Below are 16,398 nucleotides of genomic sequence, written 5' to 3' on the forward strand. Positions count from 1 at the left end.
GGCATCTCCTTCGTCGGCAAGGCTGCTGCACCGCAGCCAATGTTGTCACTATACGTATGACGCCGGCGGGGCTCCGCCGGAAAGCGACGAGATGCAGATTTCCGGGGATGAAACGCAAATTACGCGCCTGAACCGTGTGAAGAAGCTGTGAAGCCTCGGTTAAGATGTGGCCATCTTGATATTGGAGGTGAAACAATGGCTGCAGGCAGTTTGCTAGCGTTAATTGACGATATCGCGAGCGTGCTCGACGACGTCGCCCTGATGAGCAAGGTCGCGGCCAAGAAGACGGCCGGGGTGCTCGGCGACGACCTGGCCCTGAACGCCCAGCAGGTGAGCGGCGTGAACGCCGACCGCGAACTGCCGGTGGTGTGGGCGGTCGGGGTCGGCTCGCTGAAGAACAAGGCGATCCTGGTGCCGGCCGCGCTGGCAATCTCCGCTTTCATCCCGTGGGCGATCACGCCGCTGCTGATGGTCGGCGGCGCCTACCTCTGCTTCGAAGGCTTCGAGAAGCTGGCCCACAAGTTCCTGCACAGCGAGGCCGAGGACGCCGCCCACGAGGAGGAACTGGTGCAGGCGCTGGCCGCCAACGCCGATATGCGGGAAGTCGAAAAGGAGAAGATCAAGGGCGCAGTGCGCACCGACTTCATCCTGTCGGCGGAAATCATCGTGATCGCGCTGGGCGTGGTCAACGCGCAGGGCGCCTCCTTCGGCGCCCAGGTCGCGGCCCTGGTCGCGGTGGCGGTCGCGATGACGATCGGGGTCTACGGCGTGGTGGCGGGCATCGTCAAGATCGACGACCTCGGACTGTACCTGAGCCGGAAGAGCGGCGCCGCCGCGCGCGCCATCGGCAACCTGCTGCTGGCGGCCGCGCCACGCCTGATGAAGGCGCTGTCGGTGATCGGCACCGTTGCCATGTTCATGGTCGGCGGCGGCATCATCGGCCATGCCTTCGAACCGCTGCACCACCTGGCCGAAGGCGCTTCCCACGCCGTCGCCGGCGTGCCGCTGCTGGGCGGCCTGCTGGCGGCCGTGACCCCGACCCTGATCGACGCCGTGGCCGGGGTGGTGGTCGGCGCGGTCGTGCTGCTGGGAGTTACCCTGGTCCAGCGCCTGCGCGGCAAGAAATAAGCCCCGCTTGATCGCTCGCTTACGTTTTCCTGACAGGCGGGACCTGTTGCAGAATTACATCTATGCAATCTGGGAAAATTGACAACGGTAAATATGCGGAACAGTATCGTTCTAAAGTGCATCCCAACAAGAAGGAACGATAGATGAAACAACGCTTTGCCCCGGAAAAGACCGTACTCGCTTTATCGATTGCCTCACTGTTTGCCGGCGCCGCCGCGCAGGCCCAGGAAACCGGTGATACCGCCAGCGCCACCAGCGGCAATGCCGCCACCGTGGTCGTCACCGGCACGCGCGTCGCGAACCGCACCGCCCTCGACACCGCCTCGCCGGTCGACATCATCTCCGCGGAGACCCTCAAGACCTCCGGTTCCACCGAACTGAACCAGGCCCTGGCCGTGGCCCTGCCCTCGCTGAACTTCCCGCGTCCCTCGCTGACCGACGGCACCGATACGATCCGCCCGGCCACCCTGCGCGGCATGGCGCCGGACCAGTCGCTGGTGCTGGTCAACTCGAAGCGCCGCCACGCCTCCTCGCTGGTCAACCTGAACGGCAGTATCGGCCGCGGTTCGGCCTCGGTCGACCTGAACACGATCCCTTCGTCGATGGTCAAGACCATCGAAGTGCTGCGTGACGGCGCCGCCGCCCAGTACGGCTCGGATGCGATCTCGGGCGTGGTCAACGTCCGCCTGCGCACCGACCGCAGCGGCGGCGAAGGTTCCGTCGTCTACGGCGCGCACGTGACCGAGTACGACCTGCTGAACGACGCCGCCCCGGCCGGCGGCACCTGGACCGCGCCGAACTCGCGCAAGCGCACCGACGGCCAGACCACTACCGTCAGCGCCTGGAAAGGCCTGCCCTGGGGCGAAACCGGCTACGTCACCCTGGCCGCCGAATACAAGAACCAGGAACACACCGAGCGCGCCGGCTACGACATGCGCCAGCTGTACGCCAAGGTCAACGGCGCCTACGATCCGCGCGAGCTGACCATCAACCGCTTCGACGCCTGGTACGGCGAGCCCGAAGTCAAGCAGTCGACCCTGTTCGTCAACGCCGGCAACAACATCACGGCGGACGTCAAGGTCTACGGCTGGGCCAGCTACCAGAAGCGCGACGCCCGTTCGGCCGGCTACTTCCGCACGCCGCAGGACGCGCGCAACATCCAGTCGATCTATCCGGACGGCTTCCTGCCGATCATCGCGCCGTCCGTCGACGACTACAGCGCCGCCGGCGGCGTGACCTGGACCGCGGGCGCCTGGGACATGGACGCGTCCATCGTCTACGGCAAGAACAAGATGGATTACGAGATCCAGAACACCCTGAACCGCTCGATCGGCGCGTCCAGCAAGACCGTGTTCGACGCCGGCGGCTTCGCCTACGACCAGACGGTGCTGAACCTGACCGGCGTGCGCAAGGTCGACATGGCCGGCCTGGCCTCGCCGCTGAACGTGGCGGTCGGTCTCGAAGCGCGCCGCGAGGGCTACCAGCTGAACGCGGGCGAACCGGATTCCTACCGCTACGGCGGCGAAGTGCTGGCCAACGGCACCCCGGCCGCGCCGGGCGCCCAGGTGTTCCCGGGCTTCCGTCCGGCCAACGCCACCGATGCCAGCCGCAACGCGGTCGGCGCCTTCGTCGACCTGGAAGCCAACCTCACCGACAAGTTCCTGGCCTCGGCAGCAGTGCGCGGCGAGCATTACTCGGACTTCGGCAGCAACCTGTCGGGCAAGCTGTCCGGCCGCTACGATTTCAGCAAGGCCTTCGCCCTGCGCGGTTCGGTGCAGAACGGCTTCCGCGCGCCGTCGCTGCAGCAGCAGAACTTCACCTCGACCTCGACCAACTTCATCAACGGCGTGCCGTTCGAGATCACCACCTTCAAGCCGACCGACCCGGTCGCGGTGGCGCTCGGCGCCAAGCCGCTGAAGGCCGAGAAGTCGACCAACTTCTCGCTCGGCGCGGTGGTGCGCTTCGATCCGCTGACGCTGACGGTCGATGCCTACCGCATCAACGTGCGTGACCGCATCGTCCTGTCGGAAAACCTGACCTCGGCCGCGGTGCGCAACTACATCGTGGCGCAGGGCTTCACCGGCGTGGGCGGCGGCCGCTTCTTCATCAACGGCGTCGAAACCAGGACCGAAGGCGTGGACATCGTCGCCAACTACCCGCTGAACCTGGGCGCCAGCGGCCGCTTCGACTTCACCCTGGCCGGCAACTTCAACCACACCGACGTGACCAAGGTGCCGACCACCGCCCAGCTGGCGGCGCTGAACCCGGCGCCGGTGCTGTTCGACCGCGTGAACGTGCTGACGCTGGAGAAGGGCCAGCCGAAGAACAAGATCACGGCCAGCGCCAACTGGAAGCTGGGACAATGGGGCGTGACCGCGCGCGCCACCCGCTACGGTGAAGTGCTGTCGCCGGGCACCACCCAGGCCTTCGACTTCCTGATCCATCCGCACACCATCGTCGACCTGGAAGCGCGCTACGCCCTCACGCGCCAGCTCAACCTGGCGATCGGCGCGGACAACCTGTTCGACCAGTACTCGGAAACGCTGCCGCCGTCGCTGAATACGACCAGCAACACGCCGTTTGCGAACTACACGCCGTTCGGTACCGGCGGACGTTACGTGTACGCGCGCGCGACCTACAGCTTTTAATTAAGGCCGCGCACTTAACAACCGCCATTCCCGGCATTGTCGGGAATGGCGGTTTTTTGCTATCAAAGGAAACTGTATGTCCCGCATCGGTCTTGGTCTCGTCTTCGTCCTCGCCTCCGGCAGCGCACTTGCCGCAGCACCTGCCTGGGTCGCACGCAGCGACGCCTACACCCAGCCCGTCCTGAAGGACAGCGGCAAATACCATCCCGAGGGATCGACGCAGCTGGGCGACGAGAGCTTCGACACCATGGTCGCCGACTTCAAGCCGCGCGACTACGAGCGCGAACTGGCCGACACCGAAAAGCGCCTGCTCGAGCTGCGCCGCCAGCGCAGCGCCGAGAAGGACCCGAAGGTGGGCCAGGACCTCGACATCCTGATCGACTCGCGCGAAAAGCAGATCGCGAGCATGAAGCTGGAGCGCCAGTACCTGCTGGACTACACCAACGTCGGCGAGCTGGTGTACGGCGGCCTGCGTTCGCTGCTCGACCCGCGGAATAAACCCGAGCGCCAGAAGCTGGCCCTGGTGCGCCTGAAGCGCTACGCCGGCCTCGAACCCGGGTTTACGCCGATCGCCACGCTGGTGCGCGCCCGCACCGAGGAACGCCTGGCCAACAAATCCCTGATCGGTCCGTATGTGGGCGAGGTCGAGGAAGCGCTGAACAACAACGCCACTTACCTGGACGGCATCGAGAACCTGTTCAGGCAGGCCGGACTGGAAGGCTGGGAAGCCGACTTCGCCGCCCTGCGCCGGCAGGTCAAGGACTACGACGCCTTCGTGAAGAGCCGCATCCTGCCGCGGGCGCGCAAGGACGTGCGCCTGCCGGAAGCGATCTACGTGAACCGCCTGCGCAACGTCGGCGTCGACATCGCGCCGGAACAGATGATCGAGCGCGCCAGCTTCGACTTTCAGGAAGTGCGCGACCAGATGCAGGTGGTGGCCAACACCATCGCCGCCCAGCGCGGCCTGCCCTCGAGCGACTACCGCGACGTCATGCGCGAACTGAAGAAGACCTCGATCCCGCCGGACCAGCTGCTGTCCTTCTACCGCGACCGCCTGAAGGACATCGAGGGCATCATCCGCCAGCACCAGCTGGTGACCCTGCCCACGCGCGAGGCGAATATCCGCACCGCGACGCCGGCCGAGGCGGCGCGTACGCCGGCGCCCTTCATGAATCCGCCGCGCATGATCGGCAATACCGGGGAATACGGCGAGTTCGTGATTCCGCTGTCGAACCCGAACGCGAAGTCGAAGGAAAAGATGAACGACTTCGACTTCGCCGCCATGTCCTGGACCCTGGCCGCGCACGAGGCGCGCCCGGGCCACGAGCTGCAGTTCGCGTCGATGGTGGAACAGGGCATGTCGGTGGCGCGCGTGCGCTACGCCTTCAACAGCACCAACGTCGAAGGCTGGGGCCTGTATTCGGAAGCGCTGGTGCTGCCCTACATGCCGCCCGAAGGCCAGCTGGTGTCGCTGCACGCGCGCCTGCTGCGCATGGCGCGCGCGATGCTGGACCCGCAGATCAACCTGGGCCGCATGACGCCGGAAGAAGCGAAAAGCTTCTTGATGAAGGAAGTGGTGCTGTCGGAGCCGTTCGCGCAGTCGGAAGTGGACCGCTATTCCTACCGCAGCCCGGGCCAGGCCACCGCCTACTACTACGGCTACGTGAAGCTGCGCGCCTTGAAGACCCTGGCCGAGATCGAGCTGGGCGACCGCTTCAATCTGAAGGCCTTCAACGATTTCATTATCGCCCAGGGCATCCTGCCGCCGCAGCTGATGAAGGAGGCGGTGCGGCGCGACTTCATTCCGTCGCAGAAAGCCAGGGTGGCGGCAAACTGAGCGGTGCGCCGGGAGCCCCGGGTTTTGGGTATCGTGGACGCCATCAGTCATTCACAGGACGGAGGATTCCATGCGTAAGATGATCATGATGGCCATTGCCGGCTTTCTGCTGAAAAAAGTACAGTCGAAGTTCGCGAAACAGACCTACCAGGGCAATCCGGTACGGCGCTACTGAGGCCGCGGCCGGCGCGCCGAGCGTGCGCCGGTCGACTGAGCCTTGGGTTCACAATAGCTCTCCGGGCGCGCGGGCCAGGAGGTCCGCAGGCGCAACACCGATGGACGGAGGGCAACGATGCAGGCTTACCAGATTCTTCCCGGCGAAGGCATCGACGGGCTGCAGTGCGTGGAGTTTCCTGACCGTGAGCTGGGCACCGGAGAGGTCCGGGTGCGCGTGCATGCGGTGTCGCTGAACTACCGCGACCTGATGGTTGCGGGCGGTAACTACCTGGTCAATGTCGACGATCCGATCATCCCCTGCTCCGACGGCGCCGGCGAAGTGCTGGAGGTGGGCGCGGGCGTGAGCCGGGTGCAGGTGGGCGACCGCGTGGCCGCCTCCTTCTTCCCCTACTGGCAGGACGGCCCGACGGGCCCGGACAAGATCCGCCACGCGCTGGGCGGCGATATCGACGGCATGCTGGCCGAGCAGGTCGTGCTGCCGGAGGACGCGCTGGTGAAGATCCCGCCGGGGATGAGCTTCGTCGACGCCTCCACCATGCCCTGCGCCGGCGTGACCGCCTGGAACGCGATCTTCGAGTCCAGCAAGGACATCCGTCCGGGCGACACCGTGCTGCTGCTGGGCACGGGCGGCGTCTCGGTGCTCGGCCTGCAGCTGGCCACGGCCGCCGGCCTGCGCACCATCATCACCTCGTCCAGCGACGAAAAACTACAGCGCGCCCGCGAACTGGGCGCGCATCACACGATCAACTACCGCAGCTTCCCGGAGTGGCAGGAAGAGGTGCTGCGCCTGACCCACGGGGTCGGCGCCCACGTGGTGCTGGAAGTGGGCGGGCAAGGGACCGTCAACCGCTCGGTGGCGTCGACGGCGATGGGCGGCAGCGTCGCCATCATCGGCGGCGTCAGCGGCTTCGGCGGCGAGATCAATCCCGCGACCTTGCTGGCCGTCGCCAAGCGCATGGTCGGCATTTTTGTCGGCAGCCGGACCATGCTGGAACAGGTGCTGCGCTTCGCCGACACCAGCGCCCTGCAGCCGGTGGTCGACCGCGTGTTCACCTTCGGCCAGGCGAAGGAAGCCTACCGCCACATGGAATCGGGCTCGCACTTCGGCAAGGTGGTGATCGCGGTGAGCTGAGGCGCGCTCAACGCCGCTCGATCCTGACCAGTTCGATCTCGAACAGCTTCGGCCACAGCTTGCCCGTCACGTACAGGTGGTGATGCTTGCCGTCCCAGGCGATGCCGTTCAGGACGGCGTCCGGCGAGGCGGTGCCGCGCTGGGCCGGCGGCAGCAGGCCGCTGAGGTCGATCCAGCCGACCACCTTGCCGCTGGCCGGGTCGATGCGCGCGATCACGTCCGTGCCCCAGACGTTGGCGAAGATCTCGCCGTCGACCACTTCCAGCTCATTCAACTGGGTGATCGGCTTGCCGTCGGCGGTCACGCTGATGCGGCGCCGTTCTTCCAGCGTCTTCGGGTCGAGGATCCGGATCTCGGCGCTGCCGTCGCTCATGTAGACGTTCTTCGCGTCGCTGGCCAGGCCCCAGCCCTCGCCCTTGTAGTTGAAGCGGCCTTTCAGCGCGAAGGTCCTGGCGTCGAAGATGAAGCCGACGTTCGACTGCCAGGTCAGGCTGACGATGGTGTCGCCCACCGGGGTCGAGCCTTCGCCGAAATACTGGTCGGCCAGGTCCTTCTTCTGCAGCACCTTGCCGGTCTTGAGGTCGACCTTGCGCAGCGAGGACTGGCCCTTCTGGCCGGTGCTCTCGTACAGTTGGCCATCCTTGATGAACAGGCCCTGCGTGAACGCCTGCGGGTCGTGCGGGTAGGTGTTCTTGACCACGAAGCCGTACAGCGGAATGGCGGCCTGGGCGAGGTTCGCGCCGACGAGGGCGGCGGCGGCGAGCGCGAAGGATGCGAGTTTCTTCAAGGTGGTGACTCCTGGATCGGTGACGGCATAGTATGCCAGCAACGCGGCGGGGCCACCATCCGCTGCAAGCGATGTTAAGCTGGCGCCATCATGCAAAAGAAGATCCTGACTTACCTGGCCCTGCCGCCCGGCAGCGAGCTGCCCGCGCTCGAACACCTGGCGCCCTTCCTCGCCATCGTGCTGGGCGAAGAAGAATCCGACGAATTGTGGCAGGCGGAAACCGCGCGCTGGCTGGTGGCGTCCGGCTGCCGCTATGTGCTGGCCTGGGGCAAGGATTGCGAAGCCTGGCAGGAAGCCGTCGACGAAGCCAACCTGGAAGCCTTCGATTACGAGGACATTCCCGAGGAAGACCGGGTGCTCACCACCCGCCACGAGGACGAGGAGCGCGAGGAAGTGTTCTGGTTCGCCAAGCACCGCGCCGCCCACCCCGGCCACAGCTTCAAGGCCACCGTCATCCTCGACATCGCCTCGCTCAGCCGCAAGGAAGAGATTGAAGCGGAGTACGCCGACGCCTGAGCGGGCGCGGGCCGGGCACGCGTGCGCGGCGCTGCCCGCCTGGCGCGGTAGGATGGGCGATGGACACCAACACCCTTCTCCGCATCGACGTCTGGAGCGACTATGTCTGCCCCTTCTGCTATCTCGAATTGCCGGCCCTGCAGCGCCTGCAGCAGCGGTTCGGCGCGCAACTGACGGTGGTCTGGCGCGCCTTCGAGCTGCGTCCCGATCCCAAGCCCACGCTCGACCCCGACGGCGACTACCTGCACGACACCTGGAACCGCGCCGTCTATCCGATGGCCGAACAGCGCGGCATGCTGTTGCGGCTGCCGCCGGTGCAGCCGCGCAGCCGGCTGGCGCTGGAAGCGGCCGCCTTCGCCGAGTCCCACGGCCGCTTCGCCGCCATGCACGAAGCCTTGTTCCGCGGCTTTTTCGCGCAGGGCCGCGACATCGGCGACCTCGAGGTGCTGTGCGCGATCGGCCAGGATGCCGGCCTGGACGCCGGGGCCCTGCGCCAGGCGCTGCAGGAAGGCCGGCATACGGCCGGGGTGCTGGACGACGAGCGGCTGGCCCAGGCGCTGGGCGTGTCCGGCGTGCCCATCCTGTTCCTGCGCCGCGCCGACGCGCCATGGGAACAGGCGCTGCCGCTGCGCGGCGCCGTCCCCTATGAGACCATCGAACTGGCGGTGCGCCAGCTGCTGGGGCAAGCGTGAGGCGGACTGCCCCGCTTTGCGTTAGCATGCGCTCTGCAATCGCCTGAATCGCTGGAGAAAGGAACCGACATGGACAGTATTGACCTCGAAGTGCTGCACGCCTGCGCGCAATGGATCCGGGACGGTTTCCAGTGCGAGTACGTGACCGTGGTGCGCACCTGGGGTTCGAGCCCGCGGCCGGAAGGCGCGACCATGGCGATCCGGGCCGACGGCCTGGTGGTCGGCTCCGTCTCCGGCGGCTGCATCGAGGACGACCTGATCGCCGCCGTGCGCGAAAAAGGCATTACCCGCACCAAGCCGGAAGTGGTTACCTACGGCATCTCGGCCGACGAGGCGCACCGCTTCGGCCTGCCCTGCGGCGGCACGATCCAGCTGGTGGTGGAGCCGCTCGGCCCGCACAGCCGCATGGAAGAATTGCTGGCGCTGGCCCAGCGCCGCGTCCTGAGCCGCCGCACGCTGCAGCTGGAGACCGGCGCGGTCGAGCTGTCGCAGGCCTCGGCGGACGACCAGCTGCGCATGGCCGACGGCTTTCTCGTCACCGTGCACGGGCCGCGCCTGCGCATGCTGATCATCGGCGCCGGCCAGCTGTCGCAATTCCTGGCGCAGATCGCGATCGGGCTCGAATACCAGGTCACGGTGTGCGACCCGCGCGAAGAATACCGCGGCAGCTGGAGCCTGCCGGGGGTGGAGGTCGTGCATGCGATGCCGGACGACGTCGTGCTCGACATGAAGCTCGACAGCCGCAGCGCCGTGATCGCGCTGACCCACGACCCCAAGCTCGACGACCTCGCCCTGATGGAAGCGCTCAAGACCGAGGCCTTCTATGTGGGCGCGATCGGCTCGCGCGTGAACAATGCGCGGCGCCGCGAGCGCCTGCGCGAGTTCGATCTCAGCGAAGCGCAAATCGCGAAGCTGCACGGCCCGATCGGCATCTACATCGGCAGCAAGACGCCCTACGAGATCGCGGTCTCGATCCTGGCCGAGCTGACCGCGGTGAAGAACGGCGTCGCGCTGCCGGTCCAGATGTCGGTGGAAGGCGGCAAGGCGCTGGCCGGCAATCTGCCGGACAATCCGCTGGCGCACTCACTGGCTGCCTGAGCTGGCAGCCTGATTCAGCCTGCCTTCAGCAGCAGCACGGCCAGCACCAGCATGGTGGCCCCCGTAAACGCTTCGATCGCGCGCCAGACCGCCGGCCGGCCCAGCACGAAGGCGCAGCGGCGCGCCAGCAGGCCGAGCGCGCAGAACCACAGCAGCGAGGCCGTCATCGCACCGGCCGCGAAGGCGCTGCGGTGCCCTGCCGCCAGGCTGCCGCCGACCGCCCCCAGCAGCACCACGGTATCCAGGTAGACGTGCGGATTCAGCAGCGACATCGCCAGCACCGTGAGCAGCGCGCGGCGGCGGCTGACTTGTCCGGCTTCCTGCCCTGCCGGCGTGGCGGCGCCGCCGCGCCAGGCGCTGGCCCAGCAGCGCAGGCCATACCACAGCAGGAATGCGGCGCCGCCGTGGCGCGCGGCCGCCAGCAGCCAGCCTGACGACTCGACCAGCTTGCCGAGTCCGGCCATGCCGAGCGCGATCAGGGTGATGTCGACCAGCACGCAGGCCGCCACCGTCAGTCCCACGTGCCGACCGCTGACCCCGGTGCGGATCACATGCGCGTTCTGGGCGCCGATCGGCATGATCAGGCTCGCCCCCATGCCTAGACCCTGTAGAAATACCTGCTGCGAAAACATGTTCTTGCTTCCTCCATGCGTGAATGCAGAGAGGATCGCTGCCCGGCGCCGAATCTTCAATTACATTAACGAAATCTAAGCTATCGTAAATTTCGCTAACCCATGAAGATCGATCCACGCCGCAGCGAGGCCTTCCTGGCCGCCATCGACAGCGGCAGCCTGGAAGCGGCGGCCGGCCAGCTCAGCATCACACCATCGGCCGTGTCGCAGCGCATTTCCGCGCTCGAGCAGGACCTCGGCACGCCGCTGCTGATCCGCACCCGTCCCTGCCGCCCGACCGCGCCCGGCATGCGCCTGCTGCAATTCCTGCGCCGCCGCGCCCTGCTGGAAGCCGAGTTCCTGGCCGAGGTGGAAAACGACGCGCCGCCGGTACGGGTGCCATTGGCCGTCAACAACGACACCCTCGCGACCTGGCTGTTGCCGGTGCTGGCGCCGGTACTGGCCGAGGAACAGCTGCTGGTCGAATTCGTGCTGGACGACCAGTGGCACACGTTTACCCTGCTGGAACAGGGACGCGCCCTGGCCTGCATCTCCGGCGAACCGGAACCGATGCGCGGCTGCACGGTGACGCCGCTGGGCCGCATGCGCTACCGGCTGGTGGCCTCGAAAGACTTCGCGCAGCGCTGGTTCCCCGGCGGTTTTACGCGCGAGGCCGCCAGGAAAGCGCCGGTGGTCGTGTTCGACCGCAAGGATTCCCTGCAGGCGGGCTTCCTGCTGCAGCATTTCGGCCTGCCCGAGGGGGCTTACCCCTTCCACTATGTGCCGGCCAGCGACCCGTTCGCCGATACGATCCGGCTCGGCATCGGCTACGGCATGCTGCCGCTGGAGCAGTGCGCGGCGCTGCTGGCATCCGGCCTGCTGGTCGACCTGACGCCGGCGCTGCACGTGGACGTGTCGCTGCACTGGCATGCCTGGCGGATCCAGCCGCCAAGGCTGGAGCGCATGGGTGCGGCGCTGGTCAAGGGGGCGCGGGCGGTGCTGCTGCAGGCCTGAAAGCGCCACGTCCTCAGGGCTTTGGCAGGCGCTGTACGTAGAAATTTGTTACAAAGCCATGTCCGCGTGATACGCTCCTGCCGCGTTGAATACGCAGGCGCCAGCACAGGCGCACGGAACGATACGATGGAGAAGAACATGAAACGCCTGTTAGCTGCCGCCGCCATCCTGGCGAGCTTCGCCCAAGCCGCCTTTGCCGGCGAGATCACGCTGTTTACCGACAACGATTTCCGCGGTGCGCGCGTCACCATCAACCGCGACGCCTACAACCTGGCCGACATCGGCTTCAACGACCGCGCCTCCAGCCTGATCGTGCGTTCGGGCGTGTGGCAGCTGTGCGAGCACAAGGACTTCGGCGGCTACTGCGCCGAGTTCGGCCCGGGCGAATACCGCGAACTGCCGCGCTTCAACGACAGCATCTCATCGGCGCGCGAAGTCACGCGCGGCGGCCGCGGCTACGACCGCGACGAGCGCCGCGGCGGTCCGGGCTGGCGTGACCACGACGAGCGCCGCGGTGACTGGCGCGGTGACGATCGCGGCGGCCCGCGCGGCGACGCCGTCCAGCTGTTTGCCGGCCCGCGCTTCGAAGGCGCCGCCGTCAGCCTGTCGGGCGACTTCCGCTCGCTGAACGAGGTCGGCTTCAATGACCGCGCCGTCTCGATCATCATCAACGAAGGCCGCTGGGAATTCTGCGAGCACGGCGACTTCCGCGGCCAGTGCGTGGTGTTCGGCCCGGGGCGCTATCCCTTCCTGGAGGGGATGAACAACCGCATCTCGTCGATGCGCCGGGTGCGCTGAGCGCGCTGCAGATTCAATTAAAGATGCCGCTGCGCGGCGCCGCTTCGCCCTCCAGCAGCGCGCGCAGGGTAAACCGCATCGGGTAGATCTCCGACGGCGCCTTGCCGAGCTCGCTGGCGGCAGAGGTCTTGTAGCGCAGCGGGGTTTTTTCGCCGTGCACGGCATAGACATGGGTTCCGCCGGCAAACAGGCTGGCGCAAGCGATCTCGAGGCCCTCATCGGTCGACAGGCCGACGATGCCGACAAATTGCGTGCCGTCGGCGGTGACGAAATCGGCGGCGACCGACAGCGAACTGGCATCGCCGGGAATCGTGGAGCGGTCGAGCGGCCGGACCGAGGTCTCGTCCTGGCCGTCATCCCCTTCCTCGTCCATGGCGAATTCCCAGATCGTGCAGGCGTCCAGGTCCTCCGACGTGAGGGCGTCGATCGGTTTGCGGGTTTGCAGTGCGGACTTCATCGATGACTCCCTGTCGGCTGGCGGTGGATACGGTATCGCAGCAGTGTAGACAGCAAATGATAGAGTTGCAATAGTGCAACTTCAGTAACCGGCTGTACGAATCGACCGGTTTCGCGCCGGGCATGAAGGGGCGGACAGCACGCACTTCTCGTCCACCACCATAGCTTTTTCGTGGCGGCATTTTTATGCCAAGCCGTGATGGCTTGCTCTCGCTCAAGCTTTTGGTCGCGCCGCCCCAACTGAACTATTCTTTCCATCGCGTCCATGTAAGACTTTTGGCTCGATCACGCGAGGGGAATGCGATGAAGGGTTTCACGCCTGGCTTATTCGACCGTCTGCTCGGGACGCCGGTGCGCGGCGCGGCGGGCGGCGCGGCGGTGTCGCGGATCTCGGCCGAGGAGTTGAAGGATGCGGTCGCGCGCGACCTCGAGGCCCTGCTCAACACCCGCGCGGTGATCGACGAAGCGCTGCTCCAGGACTACCCGGAGTGCCGCAGCTCGATCCTCAACTACGGCCTGAGCGATTTCGCCGACCGCTCGCTGTCCAGCCCTTCCGACCGCGCCCACATCTGCGCCTGCCTGGAGAAGGTCATTACGCTCCACGAGCCGCGCCTGCGCAACGTCAAGGCGTCGCTCGAGATCAGGGAAGGTGCGGTGAACCGCCTGAACTTCTCGATCACGGCGCTGCTGGTGGCCAGCAGTGCGCAGGAACCGGTCAACTTCGACGCCGTGCTGCAGCGCTCGACCCTCCAGTACAGCATCAGCAAAGGCGGACGCCCGGCATCGGCGATCTCCACGCCGGCGGGAGCCTGAGGCGGAGCTGCTGCCGCCGTATGACGAGCGCGAGCTGGGCGACCTGCGCCGCACGCTGCGCGATTTCGTCGACGCTGTCCGAAGATCACCGGCCGCCTGCTGATCAGCGGCCGTGCGCTACCAACTGCACGCGCTGTGGGACGCCTCGTCGAACAGCCCTTCGCCCTGCCAGCAGCGCCGTCCCGCTGCCGCCTGTGCGGACAGCGCCTTGCCGGCCAGGCCCAGCTTCCCGAGCAGGCGCGGGAAGGCCCGGCAATAGGTGGACTGCACCCCGGCCAGGCGCGCCAGCTGGGCATAGGTGAGCACCATCCCGTCCGGTAGCTTGTGCAATACCTGCGTGACCCGCGCGCGCCAGTCCTCGTCCCAGGCGGGCAGCGGGCGCCCCAGGTCGAGGATGCGGTCGCCGGGACGGATCGTGCCGCCGGCCAGCACCCGCGCCAGCACGCCGCGGCGCCAGCCGATCCGGCCCGACAGCCCGGCCTGGGAAGCGTCCAGATAGCCGCAGGCTTCGCACTGGAACATCAGGCGCAGCAGGACGTCCGTGCCGATCCGCAGCACGGTGCCGGACGCCAGCGCTGCGGTCTCGAAGTCGACCAGCAGGTTTTCGCCCAGCGCGTAAGCCGGCAGTGTGAAGTCGGCATAGACGGCGGCGCTGGCCAGCAGCACCTGGCGCGGCGACAGGGGATCGGCGTGCCGGTCGCCATCCAGGCCGAGGCCGGCGAGCGCGAGTACACCCTCCGCCGCCATCGGCGTGCGCGCGCCGGGCGGACGGGTCGCCAGCGCCTCGACATATCCAATCTCCATGCGTAACAGGATACTCCCCTTGAGTTTGCTTGCGCCATGCCAGCGACATGGATAACAGACGAGCTAGTCTGATCGGGTATGCCCGGTGAGTCCGCATCTTTCCCGGATGCACGCCGAGCATCCTTCATTCGGAGAGCACGTCATGATTCGACCAGCACACCATGCGTTCAGTCCGTCCCGCAGAACCGTCCTCAAGACCACCAGCCTTGCCTTGGCCGGCGGCCTGCTGCCGCTCGCTTCCCCGTTCGCGCAGGGCGCCGCCAGGCCCGCGCGCTACCGCCGCTACAATGCCTCCGGTTCGAAAACGGGGGCGCGGATGCTGCAGAGCTATGCCAAGGCAGTACGCGCCATGCTGGCGCTGCCGCCCGAGGATCCGCGCAACTGGTACCGGCACGCGATGGTGCATACGCTCGACTGCCCGCACGGGAACTGGTGGCTGCTGCCCTGGCACCGCGGCTACCTGGGCTGGTTCGAGCAGATCTGCCGCGAACTGAGCGGCGACCCGCAGTTCGCGCTCCCCTACTGGGACTGGACCGCCGAGCAGAAGGTCCCCAGCGGCATGTTCGATGACGTCCTCGACCCGACGAATGCCGCCTACATCCCGAACGCCCAGGAATTCGAACAGCGCCTCAAGGCGGCGCTCGCAAACACGGACTACTGGACCTCGCCGGGCGGCATGTTCGACCGCAATACCCGGTACGGGCAACTGCTGATCCGCAAATTCCGCTTCGCCGACGACATCATGTTCGACATCGTCGGCGATCCTTCCGGCCCGCTGTTCTACGACCAGGCGCATGCGCGCGGCATCCGGCGCGACGCCCCGCAGCTGTCGGCCGCCACCATCGATGCGGTGTCGACGGCCACGATCCAGGCCGCCCTGGCCGCGCCCGACTTCCCCACCTTCGGCAGCCTGAAGAGCGCAAATCACCACACCATGGCCGGCTTCAGCGTCATCGAGGGCCGGCCGCACAATTCGATCCATCGCTGCGTCGGTTCGCGCGACTGCAACTTCATGGACGCCCAAGGCTTCATGACCAACTTCCTGTCGCCGGTCGACCCGATCTTCTTCCTGCACCATGCCAACCTGGACCGCTTGTGGGACGTCTGGACCCGCAAGCAGCAGCTGCTTGGCCTGCCGGTCCTGCCCAGCGGCGTCGAACTGCGCACCGAGCTGCCCGACGACCAGAAATCCGCGGAAGAGAAGAACACCGACTATTACCGCTGGGCGCGCGAACCGGTCCTGTTCTTCGTCGACAGCCAGGGCAGGCCGGTCAGCAAGACCCGGGCCGAGGACTATACCTGGATGAGCGCCTTCGACTACGACTACGAACCCGGCAGCGGCGAAGAGGTCGTGCGCTGGGCCGGCAGCCAGCCACGGCCCAGGCTGGCGGCGCGGCGGGTCTACACCGGCACGGTGCAGAGCCGGATGGTAAGCGGCACGAAACCGGCCAGTGCGACGGTCCAGCTGCCATCCAGCGCGGTCGCGCAGGCCGGCACGATGGGCTCGACCCTGGTGGCCAACGTCACCCTGAATTTTTCGGAGATGGTCCACGATGCCTTCGTGGTCATCCTCAACGGGCCGGACGATCCTTCATCGGTCGAACCGGGCAGTCCGTTCTACTTGGCGACGATCACCATGATCGGCGGCCACGGCAGCTGCGGCGCGTTGTCGTATGCGCTGCCGCTCGGCGACAAGCTGGGCCAGGCAGGCGCGGCCCAGGCGCTGGCGGCGGACGGTTCGCTGCGGCTGCGCGTGGTGCCGATGCACGCCATGATGGGCCACCATGGGATGGGGGGTGAGAATGCGGTGGAGCTGCTGGCGGTGAATGTGGAGACGTACTAAAAACGTCGTCCCCGCGGAGGCGGGGACGACGGGTTGGTGCGACT

At 66.9% G+C, this 16,398-nt stretch carries 15 protein-coding genes; 11 read left to right on the plus strand and 4 right to left on the minus strand.

All coding sequences use genetic code 11. The annotated features are described in order from the left end of the window. Positions 1 to 195: 195 nt before the first annotated feature. The 4 genes from AM586_RS15045 (at position 196) to AM586_RS15060 (ending at position 6,922) form a co-directional block, all read left to right on the plus strand. Positions 196 to 1,128 (plus strand): DUF808 domain-containing protein, encoded by a 933-nt coding sequence (locus AM586_RS15045; protein WP_047826168.1) that lies wholly within the window; start codon positions 196 to 198, stop codon positions 1,126 to 1,128. Positions 1,129 to 1,271: 143 nt separating this feature from the next. After that, positions 1,272 to 3,776 carry a TonB-dependent siderophore receptor gene (locus AM586_RS15050; RefSeq protein WP_047826167.1) on the plus strand — a complete coding sequence of 835 codons (2,505 nt, stop codon included), beginning with the start codon at positions 1,272 to 1,274 and terminating at the stop codon, positions 3,774 to 3,776. 76 nt (positions 3,777 to 3,852) lie between these two features. Further along, entirely contained in the window at positions 3,853 to 5,613 is a 1,761-nt protein-coding gene (locus AM586_RS15055) for a DUF885 domain-containing protein (RefSeq protein WP_047826166.1), read from the plus strand. Between the two features lie 292 nt (positions 5,614 to 5,905). Next, the gene (locus AM586_RS15060; protein WP_047826165.1) at positions 5,906 to 6,922 is read left to right on the plus strand and encodes an NAD(P)-dependent alcohol dehydrogenase; all 1,017 of its coding nucleotides are present in this window, start codon (positions 5,906 to 5,908) and stop codon (positions 6,920 to 6,922) included. Positions 6,923 to 6,929: 7 nt separating this feature from the next. Here AM586_RS15060 and AM586_RS15065 read toward each other — a convergent pair whose 3' ends face one another. Next, complete coding sequence (locus AM586_RS15065; protein ID WP_047826164.1) at positions 6,930 to 7,709, minus strand: glutaminyl-peptide cyclotransferase; 780 nt, start codon at positions 7,707 to 7,709, stop codon at positions 6,930 to 6,932. A gap of 90 nt (positions 7,710 to 7,799) precedes the next feature. On the opposite strand from AM586_RS15065, the gene AM586_RS15070 reads away from it, so the two are divergent. The 3 genes from AM586_RS15070 (at position 7,800) to AM586_RS15080 (ending at position 10,015) form a co-directional block, all read left to right on the plus strand. Further along, a complete protein-coding gene (locus AM586_RS15070; RefSeq protein ID WP_052234413.1) occupies positions 7,800 to 8,225 on the plus strand; it encodes a hypothetical protein in 426 nt (141 codons plus the stop codon). Between the two features lie 59 nt (positions 8,226 to 8,284). Next, entirely contained in the window at positions 8,285 to 8,917 is a 633-nt protein-coding gene (locus AM586_RS15075; protein ID WP_047826163.1) for a DsbA family protein, read from the plus strand. A 69-nt stretch (positions 8,918 to 8,986) separates the two neighbouring features. Beyond that, on the plus strand, positions 8,987 to 10,015 hold the full coding sequence (locus AM586_RS15080; protein ID WP_047826162.1) for an XdhC family protein: 1,029 nt from the start codon (positions 8,987 to 8,989) through the stop codon (positions 10,013 to 10,015). Between the two features lie 14 nt (positions 10,016 to 10,029). On the opposite strand, the gene AM586_RS15085 is transcribed toward AM586_RS15080, so the two are convergent. Beyond that, the gene (locus tag AM586_RS15085; protein ID WP_229411264.1) at positions 10,030 to 10,611 is read right to left on the minus strand and encodes a LysE/ArgO family amino acid transporter; all 582 of its coding nucleotides are present in this window, start codon (positions 10,609 to 10,611) and stop codon (positions 10,030 to 10,032) included. A 138-nt stretch (positions 10,612 to 10,749) separates the two neighbouring features. Here AM586_RS15085 and AM586_RS15090 point away from each other — a divergent pair, with 138 nt between their 5' ends. After that, a complete protein-coding gene (locus AM586_RS15090) occupies positions 10,750 to 11,640 on the plus strand; it encodes a LysR family transcriptional regulator ArgP (RefSeq protein WP_047826160.1) in 891 nt (296 codons plus the stop codon). 138 nt (positions 11,641 to 11,778) lie between these two features. Further along, on the plus strand, positions 11,779 to 12,438 hold the full coding sequence (locus AM586_RS15095) for a beta/gamma crystallin-related protein (RefSeq protein ID WP_229411263.1): 660 nt from the start codon (positions 11,779 to 11,781) through the stop codon (positions 12,436 to 12,438). Between the two features lie 13 nt (positions 12,439 to 12,451). On the opposite strand, the gene AM586_RS15100 is transcribed toward AM586_RS15095, so the two are convergent. Then, positions 12,452 to 12,895: a hypothetical protein gene (locus AM586_RS15100; protein WP_047826158.1), complete on the minus strand. Its 444-nt coding sequence runs from the start codon at positions 12,893 to 12,895 to the stop codon at positions 12,452 to 12,454. 302 nt (positions 12,896 to 13,197) lie between these two features. Here AM586_RS15100 and tssE point away from each other — a divergent pair, with 302 nt between their 5' ends. Beyond that, the gene (tssE, locus tag AM586_RS15105) at positions 13,198 to 13,707 is read left to right on the plus strand and encodes a type VI secretion system baseplate subunit TssE (RefSeq protein ID WP_047826157.1); all 510 of its coding nucleotides are present in this window, start codon (positions 13,198 to 13,200) and stop codon (positions 13,705 to 13,707) included. Between the two features lie 117 nt (positions 13,708 to 13,824). On the opposite strand, the gene AM586_RS15110 is transcribed toward tssE, so the two are convergent. Next, positions 13,825 to 14,511: an MOSC domain-containing protein gene (locus tag AM586_RS15110; protein WP_197416505.1), complete on the minus strand. Its 687-nt coding sequence runs from the start codon at positions 14,509 to 14,511 to the stop codon at positions 13,825 to 13,827. 142 nt (positions 14,512 to 14,653) lie between these two features. On the opposite strand from AM586_RS15110, the gene AM586_RS15115 reads away from it, so the two are divergent. Further along, positions 14,654 to 16,354 carry a tyrosinase family protein gene (locus AM586_RS15115; RefSeq protein WP_047826156.1) on the plus strand — a complete coding sequence of 567 codons (1,701 nt, stop codon included), beginning with the start codon at positions 14,654 to 14,656 and terminating at the stop codon, positions 16,352 to 16,354. The last annotated feature ends 44 nt before the right edge of the window (positions 16,355 to 16,398 follow it).

Source organism: Massilia sp. WG5 (assembly GCF_001412595.2).
Lineage (GTDB): Bacteria > Pseudomonadota > Gammaproteobacteria > Burkholderiales > Burkholderiaceae_D > Telluria.